The organism is Serratia sp. CMO1, from assembly GCF_015689115.1.
Lineage (GTDB): Bacteria > Pseudomonadota > Gammaproteobacteria > Enterobacterales > Enterobacteriaceae > Serratia > Serratia marcescens.
The window spans coordinates 4,773,191-4,799,767 of the sequence record NZ_CP065032.1 but is presented as its reverse complement, the minus strand read 5'-3'; the positions used below and the strand labels follow the sequence as shown (position 1 = coordinate 4,799,767).

The following is a 26,577-nucleotide window of genomic DNA, read 5'->3' as shown; positions in this document are numbered from 1 at the left end:
AATAAGGCAGGCATCCCCTGCCTTATTTATTTTTTTATTATTTTTCTTTCAGCTCAATATATTGATGGCAAATAGGCTCAAGCCCGTAGCTCAGCAATTGCTGTTGATTTATCTGTGGCGGGTTGGCGTAAATTTCCGCCATTTTTTCTGCCAGCGACGCTTCGTTTAATTCCGCCAACGCGTTAGCCATGCCGGCTTTTTCCAGAATTTCCGCAGGGCCGCCCGGACAGCGGGTGCTGACCACCGGCGTGTCGCACAACAGCGATTCTACCAGCACATTGCCAAACCCTTCGCTATCGGAACTGAGCACCAACAGCGAGGCATGGCGGATAAACGGATAGGGATTGGTCTGGAAACCGAGGAACAGCACGCGCTCTGCGATGCCCAAGTCTGCCGCCAGACGCTTGACCTCGGCGACGCGGGTGTCATCCCCGGTGCCGATCAAGGCCAGCGGCGCCTGAATGCCGGAGAGCGCATAGGCTTTCAGCAGGCGGTCATGCCGCTTGGTGGCGTGAAAGCGGCCGACGTGCACCAGATAGTCCTGGCCGGCCAGTTCGCAAGGCGCCGCCGCCTGTTGCCGAATGGCGTCGATGTCGAACGGATTGTTGATGACCGCCAGGCGGCGCGGGCGGATCGGCAAGTTCCGCTGCAGATCGTCGCCGACCGCCGGTGAAACGGCGACGATATTTCTCCCCTGGTAAACGTTGGCGATTTTGCGTTGCTTCAGCCAGCGATCCAGACCCTTGCGGTGGCCGAGGTAGGAGGTGGAGAGAATGCCGTGAATGCAGAACCACAGACGGTCCGAAGCCAGCCGCTTGCTGCGGCTGACGATGCGATCGGTTTTATGCAGGTTGGAGAACACCAGATCGAACGCGCCGCGTTGGCGCTCGTGTTCGGCTATCGCGCGATCCAGCGCGGCGGCGCGGCGCGGCAACTCGGTCAGCTTGCGCCAGGGGGCACGGCTGCGATCGGCTACCACCTGATAATCAATGCCTGACGGGATAGGGTAATTGCAGACGTCGCGCAGCGAGATCAGACTGACGTCATGCCCCTGTTGCTGCATGCCCTGACCCAGGGTCAGCACCACTTTTTCCGCGCCGCCGCCCGGCAGACCATCGATGATCATCAGAATACGCATAGCTAATCCAGTAACCGGTTATAGAGGGAAATGAGCTGTTCGGACAGATGCGCCGGCGTAGCGGTCATAATGCGCAATCTCGCCGCTTCGCCCATGGATGAGCCCAGCGCCTGGCGCGGCAGTGCCCGAATAGCCTCCGTGATGGCCGGTACATCGAGCGCGTCGGTCACGAAGCCGTTCTGGCCTGGGGTGATAAACTCGGCGCCGCCGCAGGTGGTGCTGGTGATAACCGGCAGGCCGCATGACATGGCTTCCAGAATCACATTCGGGAATGGATCGTACAGCGTCGGCAGCAGCAGCGCGTCCGCGGCCTGATAGAACGGCAGGGTCTGTTTCTGCACGCCCATAAAGTGAATGCGATCGCCGCAGCCCAGCGACTGCGCCAGCGCCCGATAGCGTTTTTCGGCTTTGTCTTTACCGACCACCAGGAGGTGGCTGTCGGTCGCCGCCACGGCGCGGATGGCGGCGGCCAGGCCTTTGCGCTCAAAGCCGGAGCCGACGAAGATCAGGCAGTGCGCCTGTTGCGGGATCTGATATTGCTCGCGCAGACGTTGACGCTGGGCCTCGTCGGCGGGCGGGAATTTTTGATTGTCGATGGCGTTATAGATCACCGTGATCTTGTCGGCGGGCACGCCAAAGTCGGCGATGATTTCCTGCTTGATCATCTCGGCGTTGCAGATGACGGCTTTCAGCTCGGGCGCGGCGTACATGGCGCGTTCGGCGCACATCACATAGCGGTGATAGCGATTGGAGAACAGCCACTTGCGGCGCCATTCCGGCAGCAGCCGCGCGCGTTGCAGCAGCCAGCGGCGGTGTACGCCGTCGCCGGCGCGATAGATGTCGCAGCCGGGAATGCGCTCGTGGCTTTGCACCAGATCGAAGCGCTCTTTCTGCCACAGCGCTCTGGCCGCCACGGCGAAGCCCCGTTCGCGGCTGATGCGGCCGAGCTTTAATGGATTGCACAGGTGGATATGCCAGTTGGGATTGGCGTCACCCTGCCATTCGCGAGTGATGACGTTCAGATCGAGATCCTGTTGCTCCAGCGCTTCCAGGGCGCGGGAAACGAAACGTTCGGCTCCGCCGTCCGGGCGGTATTTTTGGCGAACGATCGCCAAACGAAATGCTTTCATGCCAGCGTGCTCCGCGCGGCTGCAATCACCGCGTCTGTAGGAATAAGGTCGAGATACCGTTCGTCGGTGCCGGTATCGATGGCGTCCGGATCGGGCAGTTCGCCGAAGTCGCCGGCCCAGATCACGGCGCCGGTAGCTTGCCACGGCCGCCAGAAAGTCAGCTTGGAAGGGCCGAACAGCGCCACGCACGGCGTTTGCAGCGCGGCGGCCATGTGCATAGGCACTGAATCCACGCCGATAAACAGTTTGGCGTGGTCGATCAGGGCGGCCAGTTGGCGCAGCGTCAGCTGGCCGGCCAACGAGATCACACCCTGTGGCGGGCAGAGCGCCAAAATGCGCTCGACCATGGCTTGTTCTCTGGCGTCGGGGCCGGAGGTGATCACCAACTGGTGGCCGTCGGCCTGCAAGGCGGTGAGGGTGGCGGCCATTTTCTCTTCGCTCCAGCATTTGAAGAACCAGCGCGAGGTGGGCTGCACCACAATATAACCGCCGGCGACGCCCTGTTTCTGCAACCGTTGCTCACAAGCCTGCCAATCCTGCGGATCGTAACTCATGGTCACATGTTCATTGAGCGCGGGCAGGTTCAGCGGCGCCAGCAGCGAAAGATTCTGTTCGACGGTATGCAGGTGGGCGTGATTGTCGACCGGCACCAGCTGCGTATGGCAATGGCGCCACAGGAAGCCGCGGCGTTTGGGGAAATCGAAGCCCAGACGGATACGCGCACTGGTCAGGCGCGTGAGGATGGCGCTGCGCCACTGATCGGCCAGGTTGACCACCAGATCGTAGCGTTGCGCCTTCAGGCGACGCAGCAGCGCCAGTTCGTGCCCCAGATGCGCGCGGGCGCCCTGTTTTTTCCATTGACGGTCGATGGCGAACAGCGTCGACAGTTCCGGATTACTGGCCAGCATCTCCTGCGTTTCCTGATACAGCAGCACATCGATCTGCGCCTGCGGGTAGTTTTGCCGCAGGCTGCTGATGACCGGCGTGACCAGCAGCATATCGCCGTGATGGCGCAGTTTTATGATCAAAATACGCTGTACGGATGGGGCGGAAGTTGGGGCTGGCGCGTCGTTCATCATGGGTCGCTTTCTGGGAAACCAATCTTTGATTCTAAATGACACGATCGCATGTGGCTACTGTTGCAAGGTTTTCTTGCCTGGTCGTAAAAAAATCGCCGAGCCGGGGACGAATGCGCTTCAACGTTGTCCAAACCAGGCAGCAAAGTCGTTTGCCCTGGCGAAACGGCCTGCGTAACATAGTGCATTCTGTTGATATCAGGCTCGATATTCATGACTAAACCGGCGTTTCTCATCACCATTGATACCGAAGGCGATAATCTGTGGCAAAACCACGATCGCATCGCGACCGAAAACACGCGTTTCTTGCCGCGCTTTCAGGCATTGTGCGAAAAATACGCCTTCAAACCGGTTTATCTCACCAACTATGAAATGGCAGTGGACCCGGCTTATGTCGAGTTCGCGCGCGACGTGATCGCTCGCGGCACGGGTGAAGTGGGCATGCACCTGCATGCCTGGAACAGCCCGCCGCTAGCGCCGCTCACCGACGACGACTGGCGCCACAAGCCTTATTTGATCGAGTATCCCGCCGATCAGATCCGCGCCAAGGTCGATCACATGACCAAGCTGCTGGAAGACGCCTTCCAGACCAAAATGCTCAGTCATCGCGCCGGCCGTTGGGCGTTCAACGAATATTATGCCTCGCTGCTGCTGGAATACGGCTATCAGGTGGACTGTTCGGTGACGCCGCGGGTCAACTGGCAGTTTTCGCCGGGCAATCCGCAGGGCGACGGCGGCACAGATTACAGCCGGTTCCCGTCGCAGGCCTATTTCATCGATCCGCAGAACATCGCCAAACCGGGCGCTTCGTCGCTGCTGGAAGTGCCGATGAGCATCCAGTACAAGCATTCGGCGCTGATGAATGCCTTCAAGCAGGGCTATGACCGGCTGCGCGGCAAGCGGCGTTCGCCGTCCGTCAACTGGCTGCGGCCGAGTGGCGGCAATGTGGCCAAGATGATAAGCGTGGCTGAGGCATCGCTGGCGCAGGGGCATGACTACGTTGAATTCATGCTGCACTCCTCCGAATTTATGCCGGGCGGCAGCCCGACGTTCAAAACCGAGCAGGATATCGAAGGGCTGTACCGCGATCTGGAGCAGCTGTTTGACTGGCTGCAGCAGCGCACGGTGGGCATGACGCTGGCCGAGTATTATCAACTTAAAGCGAATTAAACCAATATGTCGAAACAATGGAAAGTCAAGCTGGCTAACGCTTGTCTCCGGTTTTATACGAAGTTTGGCGGTAACTACAAAGATAAGCGCTCGTTTGATAAAAATCGCGATTTTGAGCGCATTGCTATTTTTTCGACAACCGCGTTGGGCGATTTGATGTTCAATACCCCGGCGATCCGTGCGATCCGTGAACGTTATCCCCGCGCTAAACTCACGTTGGTATCCAGCTACAAGAATGGCGGTTTAGTCGGAACCAGCAGCTATTTTTCCGACGTCATTTATTGGGATCACAAAGCCAAGGATATGCTCGGTGTCATCCGTCGATTGAAAAAGAATCGCCCGCAGTTGGCGGTGATACTGCATTCGAAAGCGCCCTATGATGTTATCACGGCGATATGTTCCGGCTGCGAGTACTTATTTAAAGATGTCTATAAAAACGATTTGAGCGGTATGGAGCAGTGGTTGACCGGCATCAGCATTCGCGATCGAGGCCACCTGATTCAACGCAAGCTGGATCTGGTTAGCCAATTGGGATGCGATGCGCAGAATCGGGAAATGTTTATTCCGGTAGATTTTCCTCAACAGCCGAAACCATTGGGCAAGGTGGTGATTGGTTTTCAAATGGGGGCTTCTGAGCCCTTGCGTTGTTGGCCGGTTAGCCACTTTATCGGCCTGGCGAAAATGTTGCTGGCGCATTCGACGGAGTATCAAATTACCTTGATCGGTGCACCAAAAGAGCAAGTGATAGAGCGTGAATTTATGGCGGGTTTAACGGCGGAAGAACAGAGTCGGGTGGCCAGTTATATTGGCAAAACGACGTTGCCGCAATTGTTGGGGGTGATGGACAATATGGATGTGCTGGTTACCGGTGATACCGGGCCATTGCATTTGGCCATTGCGCTGAAAACCAAAACTGTCAGCCTGTTCGTGACCGCCGATCCGAAACAAACGGGTCCTTATCAGAACCCTGAGCTGCATCAGGTCATGCACGTACCGACGGAGACGCAGCAACTGAGCGATATACAGCGCCGGCAACCTTTAAGCATTATCACCAGTCAGAAGGTAATGGAGAAGGTCATGTTGAGTCTCGGGGCCGCATAAGATTGCTGAAAATCCGGGGCGGCCTATAGAACCGCCCCGGGCAGTTAACCGGCGTTGGCTTTCACTCTGGTCGTCATGATCACCGCCAACGGGAACCAGAATAAGTACCAGGATTCAGACGGATTACCTACCACGAACATCCCCTGCGATGTGTAAAACAGCAGAATAAAGATAAACAGCGCGGCTTCCAGACGCATGCCGTCGCGCAGGCGCCGCAGGGCCAGCAAGCCGCTATAGCTCAATACCGCCATGAACAGTGCCAGACCCACGATACCGCCTTTCAGTAACGCGCCCCAATAGAGACGGTGGGTGGTGCGTATATACTCACCGGAATAATTGGTGAAAGACAGCTCATAGTTGAATCCATAACCAAAGTAAGGACTTTGGCCGACCAGCTCGAAAATATGGTGCCAGATGCTCAGGCGAAGGGAGCTTTGGGTATACATTTCTTCGAAACGGGTCAGCAGCAATTGCCCTATTTCTGAAGATAAAATAACTGCACTAACCGCGACCAGCGCGATGAGAAAATAAGCGGCGTGCTTCAGTTTTAAGTGCCTATAGGATTGCGTGACCAGCAAGGCAATAAGCAGGGAAATCATCGGTCCGCGACTTTGGGTCAGCAGCATGGTGCCGAGCAGAATGGGTATGACGGCCAGAATAACCAGGCGCCGCTTCTCGCGAAATACGATCAGGCTGAGGAAGATGCCGATCCCTGCCATCCCCGCTAAATCAATGACGTTTCCGGGACCCGGATTGCTTTTCGAGACCTGCCGGCTGACTAGAATTTCTTGGTGATCAAAAACGAGCGAATACAGGCCCAGGAGAGTGAGCCCCAGCGTGATGACGGTAAACAGCAAATCGCGTTTCGCGCCGTTAAGCACGCTGATCAGCATGGACAGATAAAGCAGCAGGTAAACGCTGTGCGTCAGGGTTGATTCGATATTGGCCGGATCGTTAGACCAAAGATTGCTGAAAGCGAAGTAGCATAACATCGCTGCAATCAGACCCAGCCCGCGGCGGACTTCATGATTCAGCGAAAAGGTTAGCCGAAGATCTGCATTGCGATACAGCGCGATCGTGAAAAAAATTGCGGCAAGGTGAAACAGATTATTCACTTTTGTATAGCCACAAAAAATAGCGCTGAAAAAAGAAAACAGAAACAGGAACACGACATAAAGTTGCCGTGGCTGAAAAGCGTTATTTGAAAATTTCATCGGGATTGATCTTGTCGAAAATGTCATTGCTGACTGCGCTGGCGACAGAAAGGTTCTTTACCATGATGTTCTTGGCTTTCATCATTTTGCTGGCATGGCTCAGCGACGGCATGATCAGACTGGTGATCTTGTCCTCCAACTCGGTTGGCAGCTTATTTTCCGCTGCTTCATAAAAACGGGGTTGGTGAAAGTTGTTCATATCCAACCCAATGATATACACCTGTTCGAAACCCAAGAACGTTAGAATTTGCAGCGCCCAGTAGGCGACAGTGCCAGCATCGAAGACGCCGTGGCGAATGTCGTGGCTAAAAGCGATATCCTGTCTGTCGGCGGCAAACGTGACGTTATTGTTATCGTGATAGGCCGCCCACAGTTCTTTGTTGAATATTCTGGCTTGGTAGATTTTAAAGGCGGCATCTTCAATCACTGCCAAACGGCACTTCACTTTCTCCAGGCTGAATCTGTCGATGATTTTAGCCACGCCGTGCACCGTCGTAAAAAGCGTCAGGCGAGAGTCGGTGATGATATCGCCGATTATTTCCGCCTTTTTATCGATAAAACCCATATCAACAATGACATAGAATCTAAAATCTACCTGATCATGCAGATAATAGGCGCCGTTAACGCCCATGGCAGGCATGGCCGGGAATTTTTCCAGGTGGAGATTCTTCACCGAGGGGCCGGTGGCAGTCAGCAATATATCGCCAGAGAAACGCGCTTTCAGATCGGCCAATTGCACGAGCGGCACGCGCTGCCGACGGTAATTCAACTCGACGATCTCTCCGCTGGCGGCACGTTTTATCTTGACGTAAGGCCAGAGGTTTTCGTTATGCCTATAAGGGCGCGCATGCGTATAACGATATATTTGCTTGAAGAATGTTCCCATTATACCGGCACCCTGTCGTGAATCAGCGTCATCACCTTCTGAGCGGAAATGTCTGCCATGCTGTTGCTCTGCTCTGGCCGACAGGCGTATTGATTTTGCCCGTAGCCGCCGATCAGACCGGGATCGGTCGGCCCGAACAGCGTGATGTTCGGTTTGTCGAGCGCGGCGGTCAAATGGCTGAGTCCGGTGTCGACCGAGACCACGCCCCTGGCGCCGGCCAGCACCTCGGCCACCTGCTGCAGGCTGAGCTTCGGCAGCACTTCGACATGTGAAAAACCTTCCGCCAAGCGCAGCGCGCGCTGATGTTCATGCTCTGCGCCCCACGGCAGTTTGATCTTCAGCCCGCTGTCCGCCGTCAGTGAGATCAGCTCACGCCAGTTTTGCTCCGGCCAATGCTTATCGTCACGGGTTGTCGCGTGCAAAAACACCAAATACTGCCCGGCATCGGCCGGCGGGCGGCTGAGAAAGCGTGCGGCGATGGCGTAATCGCCGTAGCTGCCTGGCTTGTCGTAGCCAAGGCTTTTGGCGAACAGTTCGCGCGTGCGCTCCACCGCGTGCTGCTGCTTGTCTATCTCATGGCGCACATTGTAGAACCAGCTGGCGAACGGTTCGCGCGCGCTCTTGCAGTCCGGGCCATGTTTGTTGCCTTTGGCGATGCGCGTGATTAGCGCGGCGCTTTTGATCAGGCCCTGCGCGTCGATCACCACGTCGTAACGGCGTTCTTGCAGCGCGCGTTTGAAGTCGCAGCGCTGTTGCCGAGTGTCGTTGCCGAACCAATTTTTTCGCCAGCGGCGAATGGCCACCGGGATCACGCGATCTACCGCCGGGTGCCAGGTGGGGATTTGGCTGAAGCCTTCTTCCACCACCCAGTCGAAGCGGATATCGGGAATGGCCTGCAGCGCGTCGGTCAGGGCGGGCAGTGTATGCAGCACGTCCCCCATCGAGGAGGTTTTTACAATTAACACCTGCATGATTATTCCTCGCTGGCGACAAGTAACGGCGTCAGCGCGTCCAACACTTGCTGCGGCTGAATATCGATCAAACTTTGGTGGTATCCCTGCTCGGCATCGCCCTTACGCACCTTGTGGTAGCCGCTGATCAAGCGAATGACCCGCGCCTTGTCGGAAAGCGGCGGCGTGAAGTCGGGGCTGCTTGGGCCGTACAAGGCTATCAGCGGTTTGTTCAACGCTGCGGCAACGTGCATTAAACCGGAGTCGTTGCTGACCACCGCCCGGCAGGCTGCGATCAGGATAACTGCTTGCTCCAGCTGGGTTTTTCCGGCCAGGTTAAGGCAGAAATCGCGGGCGTCTTCCTGCAGCGCGGCGCGGATCTGTTCGCCGGCCTCATGGTCTTTCGCCGAACCGAACAGCGCGATTTGATAGCCGCTCTCGATCAGCCGTTGTGCCAGCGCCGCGTAGTGATAGTGCGGCCAGCGCTTGGCGGGACCGAATTCTGCGCCCGGGCAGAAGCCGACGATCGGGCGGCTGTCGGTCAGGTTGAAGGCCGCGGTGGTGTCGGCGATCTCTTCGTCGCTCACCTGCAGCCGTGGCCACAGCAGCGGCTGCGGCAGATCGTCGGCGCGCTGAATGCGCCCTTTGTCATAGGCCAGCGCCACATAGCGTTGCACCATCAGCGGGAAGGCGGCCTTGTCGAGCACGCGGACATCGTTCAGCAGGCCGTAACGCATTTCGCCCCGCCAACCGGTGCGCTGCGGGATATCGGCGAAGAAGGGCACCAGCGCGGATTTGAACGAGTTGGGCAGAACGTAAGCGCGATCGTAACGGTTGGCGCGCAGAGCGCGCCCCAGGCGGCGGCGCTCGCCGAGCCCCAGCGCGCCGTGGCCCAGCGGCATCGCCAGCGCCTGATTGACTTCCGGCATGCGCGCCAGCAACGGGCGGCACCAGGCCGGCGCCATCACATCGATCTCCGCCGACGGGTATTCGGCCTTCAGGGTGCGATAGAGACTTTGCGACATCATCATGTCGCCAACCCAAGAAGGGCCGATAACCAGTATTTTCATACCCAGCGTTAATTCCTTCAGCTTATGCGGTGCGGTTCAACCAGGCCATGTACTCTTTCACGCCTTCGGCGACCGTTTTGAACGGTGCGTCGTAGCCGGCGGCGCGCAGCTTGGTCAGATCGGCCTGGGTGTACGCCTGATAGCGGCCTTTCAGCTTCTCCGGGAACTCGATGTATTCCACAGCGCCTTTCTGGTGGAAGTCCACCACCGCATCGGCTACCGCCTGGAAGGTTTCCGCTCGGCCGGTGCCGCAGTTGAAGATGCCGGATTTGCCGGTTTCCCAGAACCACCGGTTAACCGCCGCCACGTCGCCGACGTAGATGAAGTCACGCTTGAAGTTTTCGCTGCCGGCGAACAGTTTCGGGTTTTCGCCGCGGTTGATCTGGGTATTCAGGTGGAAGGCGACGCTGGCCATGCTGCCTTTGTGCCCTTCGCGCGGGCCATAAACGTTGAAGTAGCGGAAGCCGCAGATCTGCGAGTCCGCTTCCGGCAGGATCTCGCGCACGTACTGATCGAACAGGAATTTGGAGTAGCCGTACACGTTGAGCGGCGCTTCATACTCACGCTCTTCGATGAACTCTTCGCGGCCGCCGTAAGTGGCGGCGGAGGAGGCATACAAGAACGGGATTTCGCGATCCAGGCAGTAATGCAGCAGGTCTTTGGAGTACTGATAGTTATTGTCCATCATGTACTTGCCGTCCCACTCGGTGGTCGCGGAGCAGGCGCCTTCGTGGAACACCGCTTCGATATCGCCCAGATCGTCGCCGGCCACGATGCTGGCGATAAAGTCTTCTTTATCGATATAGTCGGCGATGTCCAGATCGACCAGGTTGACGAACTTGGTGCCGTCTTTCAGGTTATCCACCACCAGGATATCGCGATATCCCTTGTCGTTCAGTGCCTTAATGATGTTGCTGCCGATCATGCCGGCGCCGCCTGTGACGATAATCATTGGGTTACCCCTGCTAAGCTGCCTGGCGGGGCACAATGCCCCACGCTCAATGGCGGTTATAATAGCATTTCATGCCGCGGCAAACAGCGGAAGGGCTCCGAATATCCCGCATTGCCATTGAAGTCCGCCGTTTGCCGTGATATCTGCTGCAATTTTAATATTCTCTCCCGCGCATTCTCGTCAGTTTGGTTACAAATCAGTAAAATATGCCGCAAATAGCCCAATCCTGGAGATAACCGAATGTCAGCGTCTTTTTATCAGCAGTTGGAACAACAGCTTGCCGCCACGCGCAGTGAAGGGCTGTTCAAGGAAGAACGCATCATCACCTCCGCGCAACAGGCGGATATCGCCGTCGCCGACGGCAGCCATGTGATCAACTTCTGCGCCAATAACTACCTGGGCCTGGCCAACCACCCGGCGCTGATCGCCGCCGCCAAGTCTGGCATGGACAGCCACGGTTTCGGCATGGCGTCGGTGCGCTTCATCTGCGGCACCCAGGACAGCCACAAGCAGCTGGAACAGAAACTGGCGGCCTTTTTGGGCATGGAAGACGCGATCCTGTACTCCTCTTGCTTCGACGCCAACGGCGGGCTGTTCGAAACCCTGCTCGGCCCGGAAGACGCCATTATCTCCGATGCGCTGAACCACGCGTCGATCATCGACGGCGTGCGCCTATGCAAGGCCAAGCGCTATCGCTATGCCAATAACGACATGACCGAGCTGGCCGCGCAGCTGAAGCAGGCCAAAGCCGACGGCGCGCGTCACATCCTGATCGCCACCGACGGCGTCTTCTCGATGGACGGCGTGATCGCCAACCTGAAAGGGGTTTGCGATCTGGCGGACGAATACCAGGCGCTGGTGATGGTGGATGACTCTCACGCGGTGGGCTTTGTCGGCGCCAACGGGCGCGGCACCCATGAATACTGCGAAGTGATGGGTCGCGTCGATATCATCACCGGTACGTTAGGCAAAGCGCTGGGCGGCGCGTCCGGCGGCTACACCGCCGCCAAGAAAGAAGTGGTGGAGTGGCTGCGCCAGCGTTCGCGCCCGTACCTGTTCTCCAACTCGCTGGCGCCGGCGATCGTCGCCGCGTCGATCAAAGTGCTGGAACTGCTGGAAGAGGGCGATGCCCTGCGCGATCGCCTGTTGGCCAACGCGCGTCTGTTCCGCGAAAAAATGACCGCCGCCGGCTTCACGTTGGCCGGCGCCGATCACGCCATCATCCCGGTGATGCTGGGTGAGGCGAAGCTGGCGCAGGAATTCGCCAATGCGTTGCTCAAGGAAGGCATCTATGTGACCGGTTTCTTCTATCCGGTGGTGCCGAAAGGCCAGGCGCGCATCCGTACCCAGATGTCCGCCGACCACACCCCGGAGCAAATCGAACGCGCAGTGGCGGCGTTTACACGTATCGGTAAGGATCTTGGCGTTATTGCATAAGGTAAAACCATGAAAGCACTGTCAAAACTGAAAGCGGAAGAAGGGATTTGGATGACCGACGTGCCTCAGCCGGAGCTGGGCCACAACGACATCATGATCAAAATCCGCAAAACCGCGATCTGCGGCACCGATGTGCATATCTACAACTGGGACGAGTGGTCGCAAAAAACCATTCCGGTTCCGATGGTGGTTGGCCATGAATATGTGGGCGAAGTGGTGGCGATCGGTCAGGAAGTCAAAGGCTTCAGCATCGGCGATCGCGTGTCCGGCGAAGGCCACATCACCTGCGGGCACTGCCGCAACTGCCGCGGCGGCCGCACGCACCTGTGCCGCAACACCGTCGGCGTGGGCGTGAACCGTCCGGGCAGCTTCGCGGAATACCTGGTGATCCCGGCGTTCAACGCCTTCAAGATCCCGGATAACATCTCCGATGAGCTGGCTTCGATCTTCGATCCGTTCGGTAACGCGGTGCACACCGCACTGTCGTTCGATCTGGTCGGGGAAGACGTGCTGGTGTCCGGCGCCGGCCCGATCGGCATCATGGCGGCGGCGGTGTGCAAACACGTCGGCGCTCGCCATGTGGTGATCACCGATGTTAACGAATACCGCCTGGAACTGGCGCGCAAGATGGGTGTGACCCGTGCGGTGAACGTCAGCAAGGAAAACCTCAGCGACGTGATGGCCGAGCTGGGCATGACCGAAGGGTTCGACGTCGGTTTGGAAATGTCCGGCGCGCCGCCGGCGTTCCGCACGCTGCTTAATGCGATGAACCACGGCGGACGTATCGCCATGCTGGGCATTCCGCCTTCGGATATGTCGATCGACTGGAATCAGGTCATCTTCAAGGGGCTGTTTATCAAAGGGATTTACGGCCGTGAAATGTTCGAAACCTGGTACAAGATGGCGGCGCTGATCCAGTCCGGTCTGGATTTGACCCCGATCATCACCCACCGTTTCTCGATCGACGAGTTCCAGCAGGGCTTCGACGCCATGCGCTCCGGCAAGTCGGGCAAAGTGGTGCTGAGCTGGGATTAATCTCGGCAAATGTGAAAAGGGCCGGAATTCCGGCCCTTTTTTATGCTTGCGGTTTGGCTTGCGTCCAGTGTTGCCAATGACGCTTGATGAAGTTCACCGGCGGCGAGGTGGCAATGCCGTCGGCGATAACGCCCAGCGCGGTGCCGGCGTTGGTTTTTTCCTTCGGCGGTTTGACCTTGCACTGCTTGATGCCGCCGCTGAACGGATTCTTCGGCTGCGGTTTTTGCGGTTTGACCGGCGGCGGGACGTAGCTGCCACCGCCGTTGCCCTGCGGTTCGTTCAGCAGCGCGCTCGGTTTGACCAGCACGATATCGGCGGGCAGCGACGGCAGCATCTGCTGCAGCACCTTCACCGTCGCCGGGCGCGGGTGGCCGATGGCGATGGCGGATCCGTTGCGCCGCGCCAATTCGACCGCGCGGTTGAACTGGCGGCGGATGTCGGCTTCGTTCGCGGTATCGTCGAGGAACACCCTGCGTTTGATCACCTTCACGCCGGTGCCGGCCGCGGCGCGGGTCGCCTGGCTGCTGCCGATGGTCATGCTGTCGAGGAAGTACAGGCGGTAGCTTTCGAGCGCCTGCATCACTTTCTGCATGCCCGGCAGGCTGGAGGTCATGGCGCTGCCCATGTGGTTGTTCATGCCGACCGCGTAGGGCACGTTGTTCACTGCGTTGCGGATGATGCGCTGGATCTCGTCGCTGCTCATGGCAGGCTGCAGGGTATCGCGCTCCAGCGGCTGCTTGCTGAGCGGCGCCATCGGCATGTGGATCAAGACTTCGCGGCCCTGGCTGTGGGCGCGGGTGGCCATCAGGCGGGCATGCGGCGCGTTGGGCAAGACTGCGACCGAGATCGCCGTCGGCATTTGCAGCACCGCATTTTCTTCGTGAGGGCGGTAGCCCACGTCATCGATGACGATGGAGAGTTTTCCTGCCTGCGCAGCGTAAACCTGCAGCAGACAGCCGATTAACAAAGCTGTACGGGTTTTGACATAACGCAAATCTATCTTCCCAACCACGGCAGTGGGTTAACCGCCTGTCCCTGACGACGGATTTCGAAATAGAGCGACGGCGTTCCCTGGCCGCCGCTGGTGCCGACCAGTGCGATCGGCTGGCCGGCGCGCACCTGCGCCCCGACGTTGACCAACGCGCTTTGGTTGTAGCCGTACACGCTCATGTCGCCTTTACCGTGTTCGACCACCACCATCAGGCCATAGCCTTGCAGCCAGTCGGCCAGCAGCACGCGGCCATCGGCGACGGCTTTCACTTCGCTGCCTTCGCGGGCTTCGATCACCATGCCTTTCCAGCGTAGCTCGCCCTGCTGCTGCTCGCCAAAGCCGTGCAGCGTGCGGCCGCGCACCGGCCACATCAGCTGGCCGGCCGGACGGCCGAGGCCGCCGGTTCGCGCCATCAGCGAGCGATCGGCTTCGCTAGGTTTGTAGGTGGTGCCGGTTTTCTTCGCCTGCTGTTCCTTGATGCGCACCTGTTCGCGCACTTTGGCCGCTTCACGCGCTTCGCGTTCGGCGCGCGCACGGGCTTCGCGCTCCGCCCGAGCGATCTTGTCGCGCATGCGGGCTTCGTTTTGGCGCAGTTCCACCAGGCGTTGTTGGTCTTTTTCCAGCGAAGCTTCCAGCGCGGTCAGCGTTTTCTTGCGGGCGCCGCGCGCCTGCTCCAGCTTCTGCTGCTGTGTCTGTTGTTCGCTCAGTAAGGATTTTTGCTGGCCCTGTTTAGCCACCAGCGTGGTTTTTTGCTTCGCCAGCTCGGCGCGGGTCTGTTTCAACTCTTCGATGGTTTTCTGGCGCGCTTCATTCAGATAGCCGAAATAGGCCAGAATACGTTCGCTGCGCTGGCTTTCTTCACCGCTGAGGATCAGCTGCACGGCGCTGTGCTGCCCTTGCCGGAAGGCGGCGTCGAGCTGTTTGGCGAGGAGGTTTTGCTGGGTCGATTGCTGCTTTTGCAGTTTGGCTATCGAGGCGTTCAGGCCGGAAATGTCCTTGCCCAACTGGGTGAGCGTGCCCTGGGTGTCGCGCAACTGGCGGCTGGCCTGGGCGATGGTTTTTTCCTGTTGACGCAGCTGATCCTGCAGCGAGCTGCGTTGCTGTTGCTGCTGCTTCACCGCTTTTTCTTTCTCGGCGATGCTCTGCTGGATGTCTTTCAACTGGGATTTATTGTCTTCCGCAGCCTGGCCGGCGAGCGGCAACAGCAAGACGCCAGCGCAAAATACGCTGGCGCACATGGCGGTGAACGTCCTTGGCGCGGTGCGTTCAGGCAGCGGCTGGCTGCCTGCGTTTGCGCTTCGGGTTACCCTTGATAGTGCAAAAAACGCCTTCTCCCTCATGGAGAAGGATTATTCCACGATGAACAGCGGCTTACCAGTCATCTCTTGCGGGATTTCCATTCCCATCAGCGTTAACAGGGTTGGTGCGATGTCCGAAAGCTTGCCGCCTTCGACCGCGCGCGCCGGTTTGCCGACGTAAATCAGCGGCACCGGCAGGCTGGTGTGGGCGGTGTGCGCCTGGCCGGTGGCCGGATCGCGCATCTGCTCGGCGTTGCCGTGATCGGCGGTGATCAGCAGTTGACCGTCGACGTCGCGCACCGCGTCAACCACCTGAGCGATGCAGGCGTCCAGCGTTTCCACCGCTTTGACCGCCGCGTCATACACGCCGGTATGCCCCACCATGTCGCCGTTCGGGTAGTTGCAGATGATGGCGTCGTATTTGCCGCTGCGGATGGCGCTCAACAGTTTGTCGGTCAGCTCGGCGGCGCTCATCTCAGGCTGCAAATCGTAGGTGGCGACCTTCGGCGAATTGACCAGCACGCGGTCTTCCCCTTTGAATGGCGCTTCCACGCCGCCGTTATAGAAGAAGGTGACGTGGGCATATTTTTCGGTTTCCGAGATGCGCAGCTGGGTTTTGTCGTGCTTCATCAGCCATTCGCCGAAGGTGTTGGCCAGCGGCGCCGGCGGATAGGCGCAGGCGGTCGCGATGTCGGCGGCGTACTCGGTCAGCATCACGAAATCGCCGAACTGCACCTGTTTGGCGCGCGGGAAACCGTCGAAATCCGCGTTCACGAAGGCGCGGGTGATCTGGCGCGCGCGGTCAGCGCGGAAGTTCATGAAGATCAACGCGTCGCCGTCCTGCATCGCGGCATCGGCCTCGCCGGCGGCGCGGATCACGGTCGGTCTGACGAACTCGTCGTTTTCACCGCGCTGATAAGCGGCCTGCAGGCCGGCGACCGCATCGTCGGCCACGGAGTCGCCTTTGGCCGCGGTCAGCAGGTCATAGGCCAGCTGCACGCGATCCCAACGGTTGTCGCGGTCCATCGCGTAGTAGCGGCCGATCAGCGAGGCAATGCGCCCGACGCCCAGCGTGGCGAAGGCGTCGCGGCAGCGTTGCAGCGGGGCTTCGGCGCTGCGCGGCGGCGTGTCGCGCCCGTCGAGGAAGGCATGCAGATAAATGGCTTTGGCGCCGCGCTGAGCGGCCAGTTTAATCATGGCCAGGATGTGCTCGTCATGGCTGTGCACGCCGCCCGGCGACAGCAGGCCCATGATATGCACCGCCTTGCCGGCCGCCACGGCCTTATCCACGGCGGCGGTCAGCACCGGGTTGGCGAAGAAGTCGCCGTCGGCGATCGCTTTGTCCAACCGGGTCAGATCCTGGTACACGATGCGCCCGGCGCCCAGATTGACGTGGCCGACTTCGGAGTTGCCCATTTGCCCATCGGGCAGGCCGACATCCAGCCCGGAGGCGGCGATCAGCGTATGCGGCTGCTCCCGCCACAGACGATCCATCACCGGGGTGCCGGCGTTCAGGATCGCGTTGTCCTGCCGCTCTTCACGGTGGCCGTAACCGTCCAGGATCACCAGGACCATCGGTTTTTTGTTGTTCGACATTGCATTGACCTCTTATGAACTTTTTAAGCTGCGAATAGCCATGCGCCCGCCGCAAGCATGGCTATTCGCCCTCGAAAAACCGGCTGATTTTACATCGCCACCGGCGAGAAATAGCCCAAAGAGATCAAGGTTGCGGCGAATCGCGCGGGCTTTTATGCTCTGACCTCGGGAATTTCTCAGCGCAGCCCGCAGTTTCTACAATCGCGCTTGCTTATTGGCTGTATTTGCCGCACTCGGCAGGTATACTCTGGAACCTTGACTTATTTATCCCTTAACTGACGGGAGTTGTTACACCCCATGCTGCAAGAAATTATGCCATTCGTAAGCAGACACCCGATTCTGAGCCTGGCTTGGATCGCTCTGCTGGTCGCCGTGATCGTCATGACTTTCAAAAGCCGTTTCTCCAAGGTCAAAGAGATCGCCCGCGGTGAAGCTATCCGCCTGATCAACAAAGAAGAAGCCGTGGTGGTCGACACCCGCAGCCGCGACGATTTCCGCCGTGGTCACCTGGCCAGCGCCATTAACCTGACCGCCAGCGAAATCAAAAGCGGCAGCCTGGGCGAGCTGGAAAAACACAAAGCGCAGCCGATCATCGTCGTATGCGCCAACGGCACCGCCTCCCGCGAGCCGGCGGAGAACCTGAGCAAGGCCGGTTTTGAAAAGGTGACGATGCTGAAAGACGGTATCGCCGGCTGGAGCGGAGAAAACCTGCCGCTGGTGCGCGGTAAGTAACCGTTTAACCTATTTGAGGTGGCAATCCATGGCTAACATTGATATCTACACCAAAGCGACCTGTCCGTTCTGCCATCGCGCCAAGGCGCTGTTGAACAGCAAGGGCGCGGCGTTTAACGAGATCGCCATCGACGGCGATAACGCCAAGCGCGAAGTGATGATCGAGCGCAGCGGGCGCACTACCGTGCCGCAGATTTTCATCGACGGCCGGCATATCGGCGGCTGTGATGATTTATATGAACTCGATGCTCGCGGCGGCCTGGATCCGCTGCTTTAAGCAGCTTGCCGGTTCACCGAGTGTCAATAAGGACGTTTAACCAAGGGTATTACTCACATGTCAGAACAAAACAGCACCGAAATGGCTTTCCAGATCCAACGTATCTATACCAAGGATATCTCCTTCGAAGCGCCGAACGCGCCGCAGGTTTTCCAGCAGGAATGGCAGCCGGAAGTTAAACTTGATCTGGATACCGCGTCCAGCCAGCTGGCTGACGAAGTGTATGAAGTGGTACTGCGCGTAACCGTGACGGCGACCCTGGGCGAAGAGAAGGCGTTCCTGTGCGAAGTGCAACAGGCGGGCATCTTCTCGGTAGCAGGCATCGAAGGCACGCAGCTGGCGCATTGCCTGGGCGCATACTGCCCGAACATCCTGTTCCCGTATGCGCGCGAGTGCATCACCAGCCTGGTTTCCCGCGGCACCTTCCCGCAGCTGAACCTGGCACCGGTCAACTTTGACGCGCTGTTCATGAACTATCTGCAGCAGCAGGCGGAAGGCGAAGGTGCCGCACCACATCAGGATGCCTGATGAACACCGTCAATGCTTCAATGACTGTTATCGGTGCCGGCTCGTACGGCACCGCATTGGCCATTACGCTGGCGCGTAACGGCCATTCCGTAGTGCTGTGGGGGCACAACCCCGCGCAAATTCATACGTTGCAGCACGATCGCTGCAATCAGGCGTTTCTGCCCGACGTTCCCTTCCCCGATACCCTGCTGCTTGAAGCCGATTTGGCGCGTGCGCTGGCCGCCAGCCGCGACGTGCTGGTGGTGGTGCCGAGCCACGTGTTCGGCGACGTGCTGCGCCAGCTGAAGCCGCATCTGCGCCCGGACGCCCGCATCGTGTGGGCCACCAAGGGATTGGAAGCGGAAACTGGTCGGTTGCTGCAGGACGTGGCGCGTGAGGCGCTGGGCGAGACGATCCCGCTGGCGGTGCTCTCCGGGCCGACGTTCGCCAAAGAGCTGGCCGCCGGCCTGCCGACGGCGATCGCGCTGGCGGCGACCGATGCGCAGTTCGCCGACGATCTGCAACAGCTGCTGCACTGCGGCAAGAGCTTCCGCGTCTACAGCAATCCCGACTTCATCGGCGTGCAGCTTGGCGGCGCGGTGAAGAACGTGATCGCCATCGGCGCCGGCATGTCCGACGGCATCGGTTTCGGCGCCAACGCCCGTACCGCGTTGATTACACGCGGGCTGGCGGAAATGAGCCGTCTGGGTTCTGCGCTGGGCGCCGATCCTTCGACGTTCATGGGCATGGCGGGGCTGGGGGATCTGGTGCTAACCTGCACGGACAACCAGTCGCGCAACCGTCGCTTCGGCATTATGCTGGGGCAGGGTAAAGGCGTGCAGGAAGCGCAGGACAGTATCGGTCAGGTGGTCGAGGGCTATCGCAATACCAAAGAGGTGTTGGCGTTGGCGCAGCGGCACGGTGTGGAAATGCCGATCACCGAACAGATTTATCAGGTGCTTTACTGCCACAAGGACGCCCGCGAAGCGGCGCTGAGCCTGCTGGGGCGAGCCCGAAAGGACGAAAAACCCAGCGCGTGACATAAAACGATATGTCGGGGCAGCTGAATGCTGACCCCGCAAATGACCTGGGCCGCTTCGCGCTACCGTGTGAAGCGGCCCGTTTGGCAAGGTAAAGGGGTATGTGATGTCGTCAGAAGAGTTGGAACAGGTCTGGAACAGCATTAAATCAGAAGCGCGAGCACTGGCTGATTGTGAACCGATGCTGGCCAGCTTTTTCCATGCGACGTTGCTCAAGCACGAGAATCTGGGCAGCGCGCTCAGCTATATGCTGGCCAACAAGCTGGCCACGCCGATCATGCCCGCCATCGCGGTGCGCGAGGTGGTGGAAGAGGCCTACAAGTCTGACAACCAGATGATCGTTTCGGCGGCGCGCGATATCCTCGCGGTGCGCCTGCGCGACCCGGCGGTCGATAAATACTCCACGCCGCTGCTTTACCTGAAGGGGTTCCATGCGCTGCAGGCTTACCGCATCGGTCACTGGCTGTGGCAGCAAGGGCGGCAGGCGCTGGCGATCTACCTGCAAAATCAAATTTCCGTCGCCTTCGGCGTGGACATCCACCCGGCGGCGACCATCGGTTGCGGCATCATGCTCGACCACGCCACCGGCATCGTGATCGGTGAAACGGCGGTGGTGGAGAACAACGTCTCTATCCTGCAGTCGGTCACCCTGGGCGGTACCGGTAAAACCAGCGGCGACCGTCATCCGAAAATCCGTGAAGGGGTGATGATTGGCGCAGGCGCCAAAATTCTCGGCAATATCGAAGTGGGCAAGGGCGCGAAGATCGGCGCGGGCTCGGTAGTCTTGCAGGCGATACCGCCGCACACCACCGCCGCCGGCGTGCCGGCGCGCATCGTCGGGCGGCCGGAGAGCGATACGCCGTCGATGGATATGGACCAATACTTCAACGGCACCAATCACGGCTTCGAGTACGGCGACGGCATTTGAACGCCGTTTGCGTATCCATTCAGGGGGAGCTTCGGCTCCCCCGGTGTTTTTCAGGCGGCGGTCAGCCCTGCTTAGGGAAGTTGGTGATATCGGTAACGATGTCGTCGATCGCCGCCTTGACGTCATCCGCCGTGACCGGCGTGCTGTCGTTGTTGACGGTTTTACCGTAGGCCTTGCGTACCACTTCCATCACCGTTTTACCGGTATCCTGGTCAATCAGCTCGCCTTCGATATACAGCGCGGTATTTTGCGTCCGGTGCCCGGTAGCCGCCATAGTGCTGGCAACCACCGCCGCGACCGGCACCACCTCATAGAACTTCATGTCTTCGTTTTCGGCCGAAACGGCGGTGATGGCGAGTTTGGCCACCAGAACGCGCGAGCCCGTAGGGCTTGGCAGAATGGTAAAGCGGTTCTGCAGCGCGGTTTTGATTCGCTGGGTCGCGTAGGCCTTAATCTTGTTCAGCGTGTCCTGGCTGACGCGCGCCGTGGGTTTCTCCGCCGGGAAATAGACTACCGGTTGGAAATAGATGCCGCGATAGTTGGATTCCTTGTAGCTTGGATCTACCCAGCGCAGCGTTTTATGACCGCTTGGTGAGGTGGTTTCCTGCAGTTTGCTGTAATCGGACAAGAAGCCCGAATATTGCGACGTTTGGGTGACTTTGGACGAACAGCCCGCCAGCAACAGGCCCGCTGCCAGAACGGCCATGGCAACGCTCAAGCGTTGTTTTTTCATGTGGTTTCCTATGATGAGTGGTGATTACCCTTACAAAACATAGCGCATTATCTGCGCCTCATCGGGCATTTTCGGGGCCGGGCGTGCCCTGCCGCGGCCTTTTTTCAGGATCGTGATGCGCCGCCGGTTTTTGTCGCCAGCGCCGGTGATAAGGCGGCGAGCAAGGCGTCCGCTCTGACCAGCGCCTGGCGTTGCTCAGCTTGCCACCGGGGCAACAAGGGCCAGAGATCCGCCTGATGTTCTGCCTGCAGGCACCAGATCTCCCGATCGTGCCAGTCACCGAGGGCGTTTTGCGCCGCTTTCAGGCTCGCCATCGCGGCGGGAGAGAGGGGAAGGCGCTGCGGATAGGCTTCAGCCGCGTAACGCAGGCGTTTTATCAGCAGCCGCAGGCGATGGCGATCGTAGCCGGTATCGGCCAATGCCCGGCGCAATTGCCGCTGCTGGCGCTGCAGGCGTCTATTCAGGCGGTGTTTGGTGCCGCGCCGCGCGGTGCGGCGAAAGCGGCGCGGCCAGGCGTGCAAAAGCGAGGGAAAGCCGATGAGCTGCGGATGAGCGAGCAGTTGACGGCAGCGGGCCTGAAGTTCGCTCTGGCGCGCGTTGGCCTGCCAATCGAGGCGATGACGCGCCAGCTCGGCGATCAGCACCTCGAGATCGCGCAGCGGCGTCGTGAGCTTGCCTAATTCGGCGGCGTCCCGATCGAGCCGGGTTGCGCCGGGGCAGCCGCGCAACGGACGCAGCAGGCTGCGAATGCGGCGCAGGCAGACGCGCAAGTCGTGCAGCGCTTCGCTGTCTTGCGCCTGTTGCAGCCGCAACAGCGCCTCGTTCAGCGCCGGTTCGAGCCGGCGAAACTGGGTGACAATCTCTGCGACGAAAGCCATGTGCCGTGCCTGGAAGGGGTTAACCTTTCCAGTATGGCGCGACGTCGCGAATTACGCCTTGATCAGCGCACCGGCATAGTCCAGCTGCCGCCAGGCTTCATACACCACTACCGATACGGCATTCGACAGGTTCATGCTGCGGCTTTGCGCCTGCATCGGGATGCGGATTTTTTGCTGCGCAGGCAGCGCATCGAGGATGTCGGCAGGCAACCCGCGCGTTTCCGGGCCGAACAGCAGGTAGTCGCCGGCCTGGTAGCTGACGGCGCTGTGCGCCGGCGTGCCCTTGGTGGTGAGGGCAAACAGTCGCTGCGGGTTTTCGGCGGCGAGAAAGGCGGCGTAATCGGCATGACGGCTAACGCGGGTGAACTCATGATAGTCCAGCCCGGCGCGGCGCAGGCGCTTGTCGTCCCACGGGAAACCCAGCGGTTCGATCAGGTGCAGATTAAAGCCGGTATTGGCGCACAGGCGGATGATATTGCCGGTATTGGGTGGAATTTCGGGTTCAAATAAAACGATGTTCAGCATGTTGCAGGCCCCTCGTGAACGAGGGGCGCAGGATAGCAAACTCTTACTGTTCTGTCTTAGACGATAGGCGTTGATGATGCAGCGGCAGCCACAGCACCAGCCGCAGACCGCCAAGCGGGCTGTCTTCGGCCTTCACCCAGCCGCGATGCTGATTGACCGCCGCCTCGACGATAGCCAGGCCAAGGCCGGTGCCGCCGGACTCACGGTCGCGCGCCTCATCGGTGCGGTAGAACGGACGGAAGATCTGCTCGCGGTCTTCGGCGCTGACGCCGGGGCCGTCGTCGTCAACCTGGATGGTCACGCCCTGATTGTCGGCGCTGAACGCCACGGCGATGCGGGTGTGTGAATACCGCAGGGCGTTGCGCACGATGTTTTCCAACGCGCTGTCCAGCGCGCTCGCGTTGCCGAACAGCGTCCACGGGCCGGGCGGCGCAGCGATCTCCAACTGCTTGCCCATCTGTTCGGCTTCGAAACGGGCGTTATCCAGCACGTCGGCCCACAGTTCGTTGGCCTTCAACTGCTCGCGCGCCAGCTCGCCCTTCTGCTGCCCGCGCGATAGCGCCAGCAGATCGTTGATCATCGAATCCAGCCGTTGCGCTTCGGTTTCGATGCGCGCCAGCTCGTGGCCTTCGCCGTGGCGGCGGCGCATCAGCGCGGTGGCCAGCTGCAGGCGAGTCAGCGGCGTGCGCAGCTCGTGCGAGATGTCCGAGATCAGCCGTTGCTGGGCGTTCATCATGCGTTCCAGCGCGCTGACCATCTGGTTGAAGCTGGCGCCGGTGGCCAGGAACTCCTGCGGGCCGGCCTCCAGTTCTGGATGCTGCTTCAGGTTGCCGCGCGCCACGTCATCGGCGGCGTTCTTCAGCTTGCGAGCCGGTTTCGCCAGGCTCCAGGCCAGCCACAGCAGCAGCGGGGCGCTGATCAGCATGGTGACGATCAGCAGCAGCAGCGGCCGGTCGAACATCAGGTTGATGAAATCGGATTGCGGGCTGTTGGCGGGACGGATCAGGTACAGCTGGTAGTTGTCTTCGCCGTCGCGCACCGCGAACGGCCCGACCAGCTCGACGCGGCCGTACTTTTTCTTCTTGGGATGATCCGAGTTGTCGGATTGGCCGATGAAGTTGCGGACGATCTGCATTTCGTTGCGCTGCGCGCCGATCACCCGGCCTTCGCTGGTGACCAGCAGCAGGCGCTGGCCCGGCGGCGCCCATTTGTCGATGGCGCGGAACAGGCGGCGCCACCACATCAGATCGTTGGCCGGATCGTTTTGCAACTCGGCCTCGACGTGCTGTTCCAGCATCAACCCCTGCCGCTGCTCGCTGTCGAGCAATGAGGTCATCTGGCGGGAGTCGAGCTTGGGCACCATCAGCACCAGCATTAGCACCAGGGCTAACGTGAACCAGAAAATGGCGAAGATGCGTGCCGTCAAACTGTTGATCATGTTGCAGATACCATCAAATAACCACGCCCGCGCAGGGTTTTGAACCACGGATGCCCGTCTTTGCGATCCGGCAGCTTACGCCGCAGGTTGGAGATATGCATGTCGATGGCGCGATCGAACGGGGTCAGGCGTTTGCCCAGCACTTCCTGGCTCAGCAGTTCGCGCGATACCACCTGGCCGAGATGCTGCGCCAGCAGATACAGCAGGGTGAACTCGGTGCCGGTCAGATCCAGCACCTGGCCGTCGAAGCTGGCCTCCTGGCGGCCGGGGTTCAGCTGCAGGCCATCGACATCCAGCGTCGGGGCGCCGCTGTCGACCTGCTGCTGCTGTTCGCTCCAGTTGGAACGGCGCAGAATGGCGCGAATGCGCGCGACCAGTTCGCGATCGTTGAAGGGTTTCGGCAGGTAATCATCGGCGCCCAGCTCTAGGCCCAACACGCGGTCCAGTTCGCTGCCGCGCGCGGTCAGCATGATGACCGGCGTCTGGTGATGTTGGCGCAGTTCTTTCAACGTATCGATGCCGTTTTTCTTCGGCATCATGATGTCGAGCAGCAGCAGATCGACGGAGCTGTCCAGCAGCGACAACGCCTGCTCGCCATCGTGCGCGACGACGATATTAAAACCTTCCATTTCAAGCAGTTCTTTTAACAGCGAGGTCAACTCGCGGTCGTCGTCAACTAACAGAATCTTGTTCATTATGATTTACCTCCAGACGCAAAATACGTCATCAACTGTTGCCATTCCATGACTTTACGTAGTTTTACATGCACTGACGCAGGTTTTCAGGTGTGGCGGTACACTGCTCCTCGTTGATTCGCAAAGTGAGAAAGCTTGAGGAGTTGAAATGCGTAAGGTGACCGCATTAGTTATGGCATCACTGCTGGCAATTGGTTCGACCGCTGCCTTCGCTGCCGACACTATACCGGACACAGCTCAACCTCCCGGCAACGACGTGATGACCCGAGTACCCGGCCAGCACCATATGTTCGACGGTGTCAGCCTCAGCGAACAGCAGCGCCAGCAAATGCGCGATTTGATGCGCCAGGCCCGGCACGATCTGCCTGGTGTCAATGTAGCTGAAATGGAAGCCATGCATAAACTGGTGACCGCAGAGAAATTTGACGAAACCGCCGTGTATGCCCAGGCGGAAAAGATGGCCCAACAGCAGGTCAAGCGCCAGGTCGAAATGGCTCGGGTGCGCAACCAAATGTATAACCTGCTGACGCCAGAGCAAAAAAGTGTTTTAGACCAGAAACATCAGCAGCGCATGCAGCAGATGGAGCAGCAAATTTCTGGTTTGCAGCAAGCTTCTGCCCAGAAGTGAAGTACGACTGAGTAGTCCCCTGTTTTTCCTTGCCATAGACACCATCCCTGTCTTCCCCGCCATGATGGCGGGGTTTTTTTTATCCGACATTTCGCTATATTGAGCGCCATACCTTTTGACCGGGATCCCTCAATGGAACAGCGCTATGCACGCCTGGTAAAGTCCGCTGCGTTGGCCGCTACCGCGCTGGCGTCGTCGCTGTTGTTGATCAAAATCGTCGCCTGGTACCACACCGGTTCGGTCAGCCTGCTGGCGGCGCTGGTGGATTCGCTGGTCGATATCGCGGCATCGCTGACCAACCTTCTGGTGGTGCGCTATTCGCTGCAGCCGGCCGATGCCGAGCACACCTTCGGCCACGGCAAAGCGGAGTCGCTGGCGGCGCTGGCGCAAAGCATGTTTATTTCCGGTTCCGCCCTGTTTCTGTTTCTCACCGGCTTCCAGCATCTGTATGCGCCGCAAACGCTGCGCGATCCCGGCGTTGGGGTCGTCGTGACGGTGATCGCGTTAGTCAGCACCCTGATGCTGGTCACCTATCAACGCTGGGTGGTCAGAAAAACGCGCAGCCAGGCCGTGCGCGCAGATATGCTGCATTATCAGTCAGATGTCATGATGAATGGTGCTATTCTTATCGCTCTTGGGCTAAGCTGGTACGGCTTCCAGCGGGCGGATGCGCTGTTTGCGCTGGGCATCGGCGTTTACATCCTGTATAGCGCGCTGCGCATGGGCTACGAAGCGGTGCAGTCGCTGTTGGATCGGGCGTTGCCGGATGACGAGCGCCAGGCGATTATCGCCGTGGTTTCCTCCTGGCCCGGGGTGAAAGGCGCGCACGATCTGCGCACGCGGCAGTCAGGGCCGACGCGTTTTATCCAACTGCATCTTGAGATGGACGACACGCTGCCGCTGCGCGAGGCGCATCGGTTGGCCGATCAGGTGGAACAGGCGTTGCGGCACCGTTTTGCGGGGGCGGACGTCATCATTCACCTGGATCCATGCTCCGTGGTGCCGCCGGGTAGGCAGGGGCATTGGGAGCTATAATCAGATAGAGGCACAGATCGAAGTATTATCATGAATATCTGAGTTAGCTCAGCGTGCCATGCGGTGTTTTAACCGTTATATTGCGTGACTTGAATCAATTCAGCTGGGTGTTTTTGA

At 59.4% G+C, this 26,577-nt stretch carries 27 protein-coding genes; 11 read left to right on the top strand and 16 right to left on the bottom strand.

Translation table 11 applies throughout. The features are described 5' to 3' along the window. Positions 1 to 37 precede the first annotated feature (37 nt). Genes IT763_RS22825 through rfaQ form a run of 3 tightly spaced genes read right to left on the bottom strand, consistent with a single transcriptional unit; the run spans position 38 to position 3,347 of the window. Positions 38 to 1,138, bottom strand: coding sequence for a glycosyltransferase (locus IT763_RS22825; RefSeq protein ID WP_206195039.1), 1,101 nt, complete (start codon positions 1,136 to 1,138; stop codon positions 38 to 40). A gap of 2 nt (positions 1,139 to 1,140) precedes the next feature. Further along, positions 1,141 to 2,268, bottom strand: coding sequence for a glycosyltransferase family 4 protein (locus IT763_RS22820; protein WP_016929688.1), 1,128 nt, complete (start codon positions 2,266 to 2,268; stop codon positions 1,141 to 1,143). Continuing rightward, positions 2,265 to 3,347 carry a putative lipopolysaccharide heptosyltransferase III gene (gene rfaQ, locus IT763_RS22815; RefSeq protein ID WP_206195038.1) on the bottom strand — a complete coding sequence of 361 codons (1,083 nt, stop codon included), beginning with the start codon at positions 3,345 to 3,347 and terminating at the stop codon, positions 2,265 to 2,267. Before rfaQ ends, IT763_RS22820 begins: the two co-directional genes overlap by 4 nt. 210 nt (positions 3,348 to 3,557) lie before the next feature. Here rfaQ and IT763_RS22810 point away from each other — a divergent pair, with 210 nt between their 5' ends. Further along, positions 3,558 to 4,514, top strand: a complete 957-nt coding sequence (locus IT763_RS22810; RefSeq protein WP_016929690.1) for a polysaccharide deacetylase family protein — start codon at positions 3,558 to 3,560, stop codon at positions 4,512 to 4,514. A 6-nt stretch (positions 4,515 to 4,520) separates the two neighbouring features. Beyond that, positions 4,521 to 5,615 carry a glycosyltransferase family 9 protein gene (locus IT763_RS22805; RefSeq protein ID WP_049299569.1) on the top strand — a complete coding sequence of 365 codons (1,095 nt, stop codon included), beginning with the start codon at positions 4,521 to 4,523 and terminating at the stop codon, positions 5,613 to 5,615. Between the two features lie 44 nt (positions 5,616 to 5,659). Here IT763_RS22805 and IT763_RS22800 read toward each other — a convergent pair whose 3' ends face one another. The 5 genes from IT763_RS22800 to rfaD are packed head-to-tail and all read right to left on the bottom strand — an operon-like array spanning position 5,660 to position 10,687. Next, entirely contained in the window at positions 5,660 to 6,829 is a 1,170-nt protein-coding gene (locus tag IT763_RS22800) for an O-antigen ligase (RefSeq protein ID WP_206195037.1), read from the bottom strand. Next, the gene (locus tag IT763_RS22795) at positions 6,813 to 7,715 is read right to left on the bottom strand and encodes a sugar glycosyltransferase (RefSeq protein WP_206195036.1); all 903 of its coding nucleotides are present in this window, start codon (positions 7,713 to 7,715) and stop codon (positions 6,813 to 6,815) included. The genes IT763_RS22800 and IT763_RS22795 overlap by 17 nt, the downstream gene beginning before the upstream one ends. Continuing rightward, positions 7,715 to 8,686 carry a lipopolysaccharide heptosyltransferase RfaC gene (rfaC, locus tag IT763_RS22790; RefSeq protein ID WP_016929694.1) on the bottom strand — a complete coding sequence of 324 codons (972 nt, stop codon included), beginning with the start codon at positions 8,684 to 8,686 and terminating at the stop codon, positions 7,715 to 7,717. Before rfaC ends, IT763_RS22795 begins: the two co-directional genes overlap by 1 nt. Before the next feature lie 2 nt (positions 8,687 to 8,688). After that, positions 8,689 to 9,735: an ADP-heptose--LPS heptosyltransferase RfaF gene (gene rfaF, locus IT763_RS22785; protein ID WP_016929695.1), complete on the bottom strand. Its 1,047-nt coding sequence runs from the start codon at positions 9,733 to 9,735 to the stop codon at positions 8,689 to 8,691. A 22-nt stretch (positions 9,736 to 9,757) separates the two neighbouring features. Beyond that, positions 9,758 to 10,687, bottom strand: a complete 930-nt coding sequence (rfaD, locus tag IT763_RS22780) for an ADP-glyceromanno-heptose 6-epimerase (RefSeq protein WP_206195035.1) — start codon at positions 10,685 to 10,687, stop codon at positions 9,758 to 9,760. Between the two features lie 240 nt (positions 10,688 to 10,927). Between rfaD and kbl the strand changes: the two genes are divergently transcribed. Beyond that, the gene (kbl, locus tag IT763_RS22775) at positions 10,928 to 12,124 is read left to right on the top strand and encodes a glycine C-acetyltransferase (protein WP_206195034.1); all 1,197 of its coding nucleotides are present in this window, start codon (positions 10,928 to 10,930) and stop codon (positions 12,122 to 12,124) included. Between the two features lie 9 nt (positions 12,125 to 12,133). Beyond that, positions 12,134 to 13,159 (top strand): L-threonine 3-dehydrogenase, encoded by a 1,026-nt coding sequence (gene tdh / locus IT763_RS22770; protein ID WP_016929697.1) that lies wholly within the window; start codon positions 12,134 to 12,136, stop codon positions 13,157 to 13,159. A 40-nt stretch (positions 13,160 to 13,199) separates the two neighbouring features. On the opposite strand, the gene IT763_RS22765 is transcribed toward tdh, so the two are convergent. The 3 genes from IT763_RS22765 to gpmM are packed head-to-tail and all read right to left on the bottom strand — an operon-like array spanning position 13,200 to position 17,044. Continuing rightward, positions 13,200 to 14,153 (bottom strand): divergent polysaccharide deacetylase family protein, encoded by a 954-nt coding sequence (locus tag IT763_RS22765; protein ID WP_049299570.1) that lies wholly within the window; start codon positions 14,151 to 14,153, stop codon positions 13,200 to 13,202. Positions 14,154 to 14,155: 2 nt separating this feature from the next. Beyond that, on the bottom strand, positions 14,156 to 15,490 hold the full coding sequence (envC, locus tag IT763_RS22760; RefSeq protein WP_049299571.1) for a murein hydrolase activator EnvC: 1,335 nt from the start codon (positions 15,488 to 15,490) through the stop codon (positions 14,156 to 14,158). Between the two features lie 9 nt (positions 15,491 to 15,499). Continuing rightward, positions 15,500 to 17,044: a 2,3-bisphosphoglycerate-independent phosphoglycerate mutase gene (gpmM, locus tag IT763_RS22755; RefSeq protein WP_164053502.1), complete on the bottom strand. Its 1,545-nt coding sequence runs from the start codon at positions 17,042 to 17,044 to the stop codon at positions 15,500 to 15,502. 297 nt (positions 17,045 to 17,341) lie between these two features. On the opposite strand from gpmM, the gene IT763_RS22750 reads away from it, so the two are divergent. From IT763_RS22750 to cysE, 5 genes are all read left to right on the top strand, one after another. After that, entirely contained in the window at positions 17,342 to 17,776 is a 435-nt protein-coding gene (locus IT763_RS22750) for a rhodanese-like domain-containing protein (protein WP_016929700.1), read from the top strand. 28 nt (positions 17,777 to 17,804) lie between these two features. Continuing rightward, positions 17,805 to 18,053: a glutaredoxin 3 gene (grxC, locus tag IT763_RS22745; protein ID WP_004931142.1), complete on the top strand. Its 249-nt coding sequence runs from the start codon at positions 17,805 to 17,807 to the stop codon at positions 18,051 to 18,053. A 57-nt stretch (positions 18,054 to 18,110) separates the two neighbouring features. After that, positions 18,111 to 18,581, top strand: a complete 471-nt coding sequence (gene secB, locus IT763_RS22740) for a protein-export chaperone SecB (RefSeq protein WP_206195033.1) — start codon at positions 18,111 to 18,113, stop codon at positions 18,579 to 18,581. Then, on the top strand, positions 18,581 to 19,600 hold the full coding sequence (gene gpsA / locus IT763_RS22735; protein WP_206195032.1) for an NAD(P)H-dependent glycerol-3-phosphate dehydrogenase: 1,020 nt from the start codon (positions 18,581 to 18,583) through the stop codon (positions 19,598 to 19,600). Before secB ends, gpsA begins: the two co-directional genes overlap by 1 nt. 106 nt (positions 19,601 to 19,706) lie before the next feature. Further along, the gene (gene cysE, locus IT763_RS22730) at positions 19,707 to 20,528 is read left to right on the top strand and encodes a serine O-acetyltransferase (protein ID WP_004931135.1); all 822 of its coding nucleotides are present in this window, start codon (positions 19,707 to 19,709) and stop codon (positions 20,526 to 20,528) included. A 61-nt stretch (positions 20,529 to 20,589) separates the two neighbouring features. On the opposite strand, the gene IT763_RS22725 is transcribed toward cysE, so the two are convergent. From IT763_RS22725 to cpxR, 5 genes are all read right to left on the bottom strand, one after another. Then, positions 20,590 to 21,261: a DUF3313 domain-containing protein gene (locus IT763_RS22725; RefSeq protein ID WP_063991313.1), complete on the bottom strand. Its 672-nt coding sequence runs from the start codon at positions 21,259 to 21,261 to the stop codon at positions 20,590 to 20,592. 104 nt (positions 21,262 to 21,365) lie between these two features. Next, on the bottom strand, positions 21,366 to 22,139 hold the full coding sequence (locus tag IT763_RS22720) for a CHAD domain-containing protein (RefSeq protein ID WP_176062550.1): 774 nt from the start codon (positions 22,137 to 22,139) through the stop codon (positions 21,366 to 21,368). A 51-nt stretch (positions 22,140 to 22,190) separates the two neighbouring features. Next, on the bottom strand, positions 22,191 to 22,664 hold the full coding sequence (trmL, locus tag IT763_RS22715) for a tRNA (uridine(34)/cytosine(34)/5-carboxymethylaminomethyluridine(34)-2'-O)-methyltransferase TrmL (protein ID WP_004931130.1): 474 nt from the start codon (positions 22,662 to 22,664) through the stop codon (positions 22,191 to 22,193). Between the two features lie 43 nt (positions 22,665 to 22,707). Then, complete coding sequence (gene cpxA, locus IT763_RS22710) at positions 22,708 to 24,102, bottom strand: envelope stress sensor histidine kinase CpxA (RefSeq protein WP_015379421.1); 1,395 nt, start codon at positions 24,100 to 24,102, stop codon at positions 22,708 to 22,710. Continuing rightward, positions 24,099 to 24,797: an envelope stress response regulator transcription factor CpxR gene (gene cpxR / locus IT763_RS22705; protein WP_004931124.1), complete on the bottom strand. Its 699-nt coding sequence runs from the start codon at positions 24,795 to 24,797 to the stop codon at positions 24,099 to 24,101. Before cpxR ends, cpxA begins: the two co-directional genes overlap by 4 nt. 148 nt (positions 24,798 to 24,945) lie before the next feature. On the opposite strand from cpxR, the gene cpxP reads away from it, so the two are divergent. Continuing rightward, positions 24,946 to 25,425 carry a cell-envelope stress modulator CpxP gene (gene cpxP / locus IT763_RS22700; RefSeq protein WP_164053506.1) on the top strand — a complete coding sequence of 160 codons (480 nt, stop codon included), beginning with the start codon at positions 24,946 to 24,948 and terminating at the stop codon, positions 25,423 to 25,425. Between the two features lie 132 nt (positions 25,426 to 25,557). Then, entirely contained in the window at positions 25,558 to 26,460 is a 903-nt protein-coding gene (gene fieF / locus IT763_RS22695) for a CDF family cation-efflux transporter FieF (protein WP_033639141.1), read from the top strand. Positions 26,461 to 26,577 lie beyond the last annotated feature (117 nt).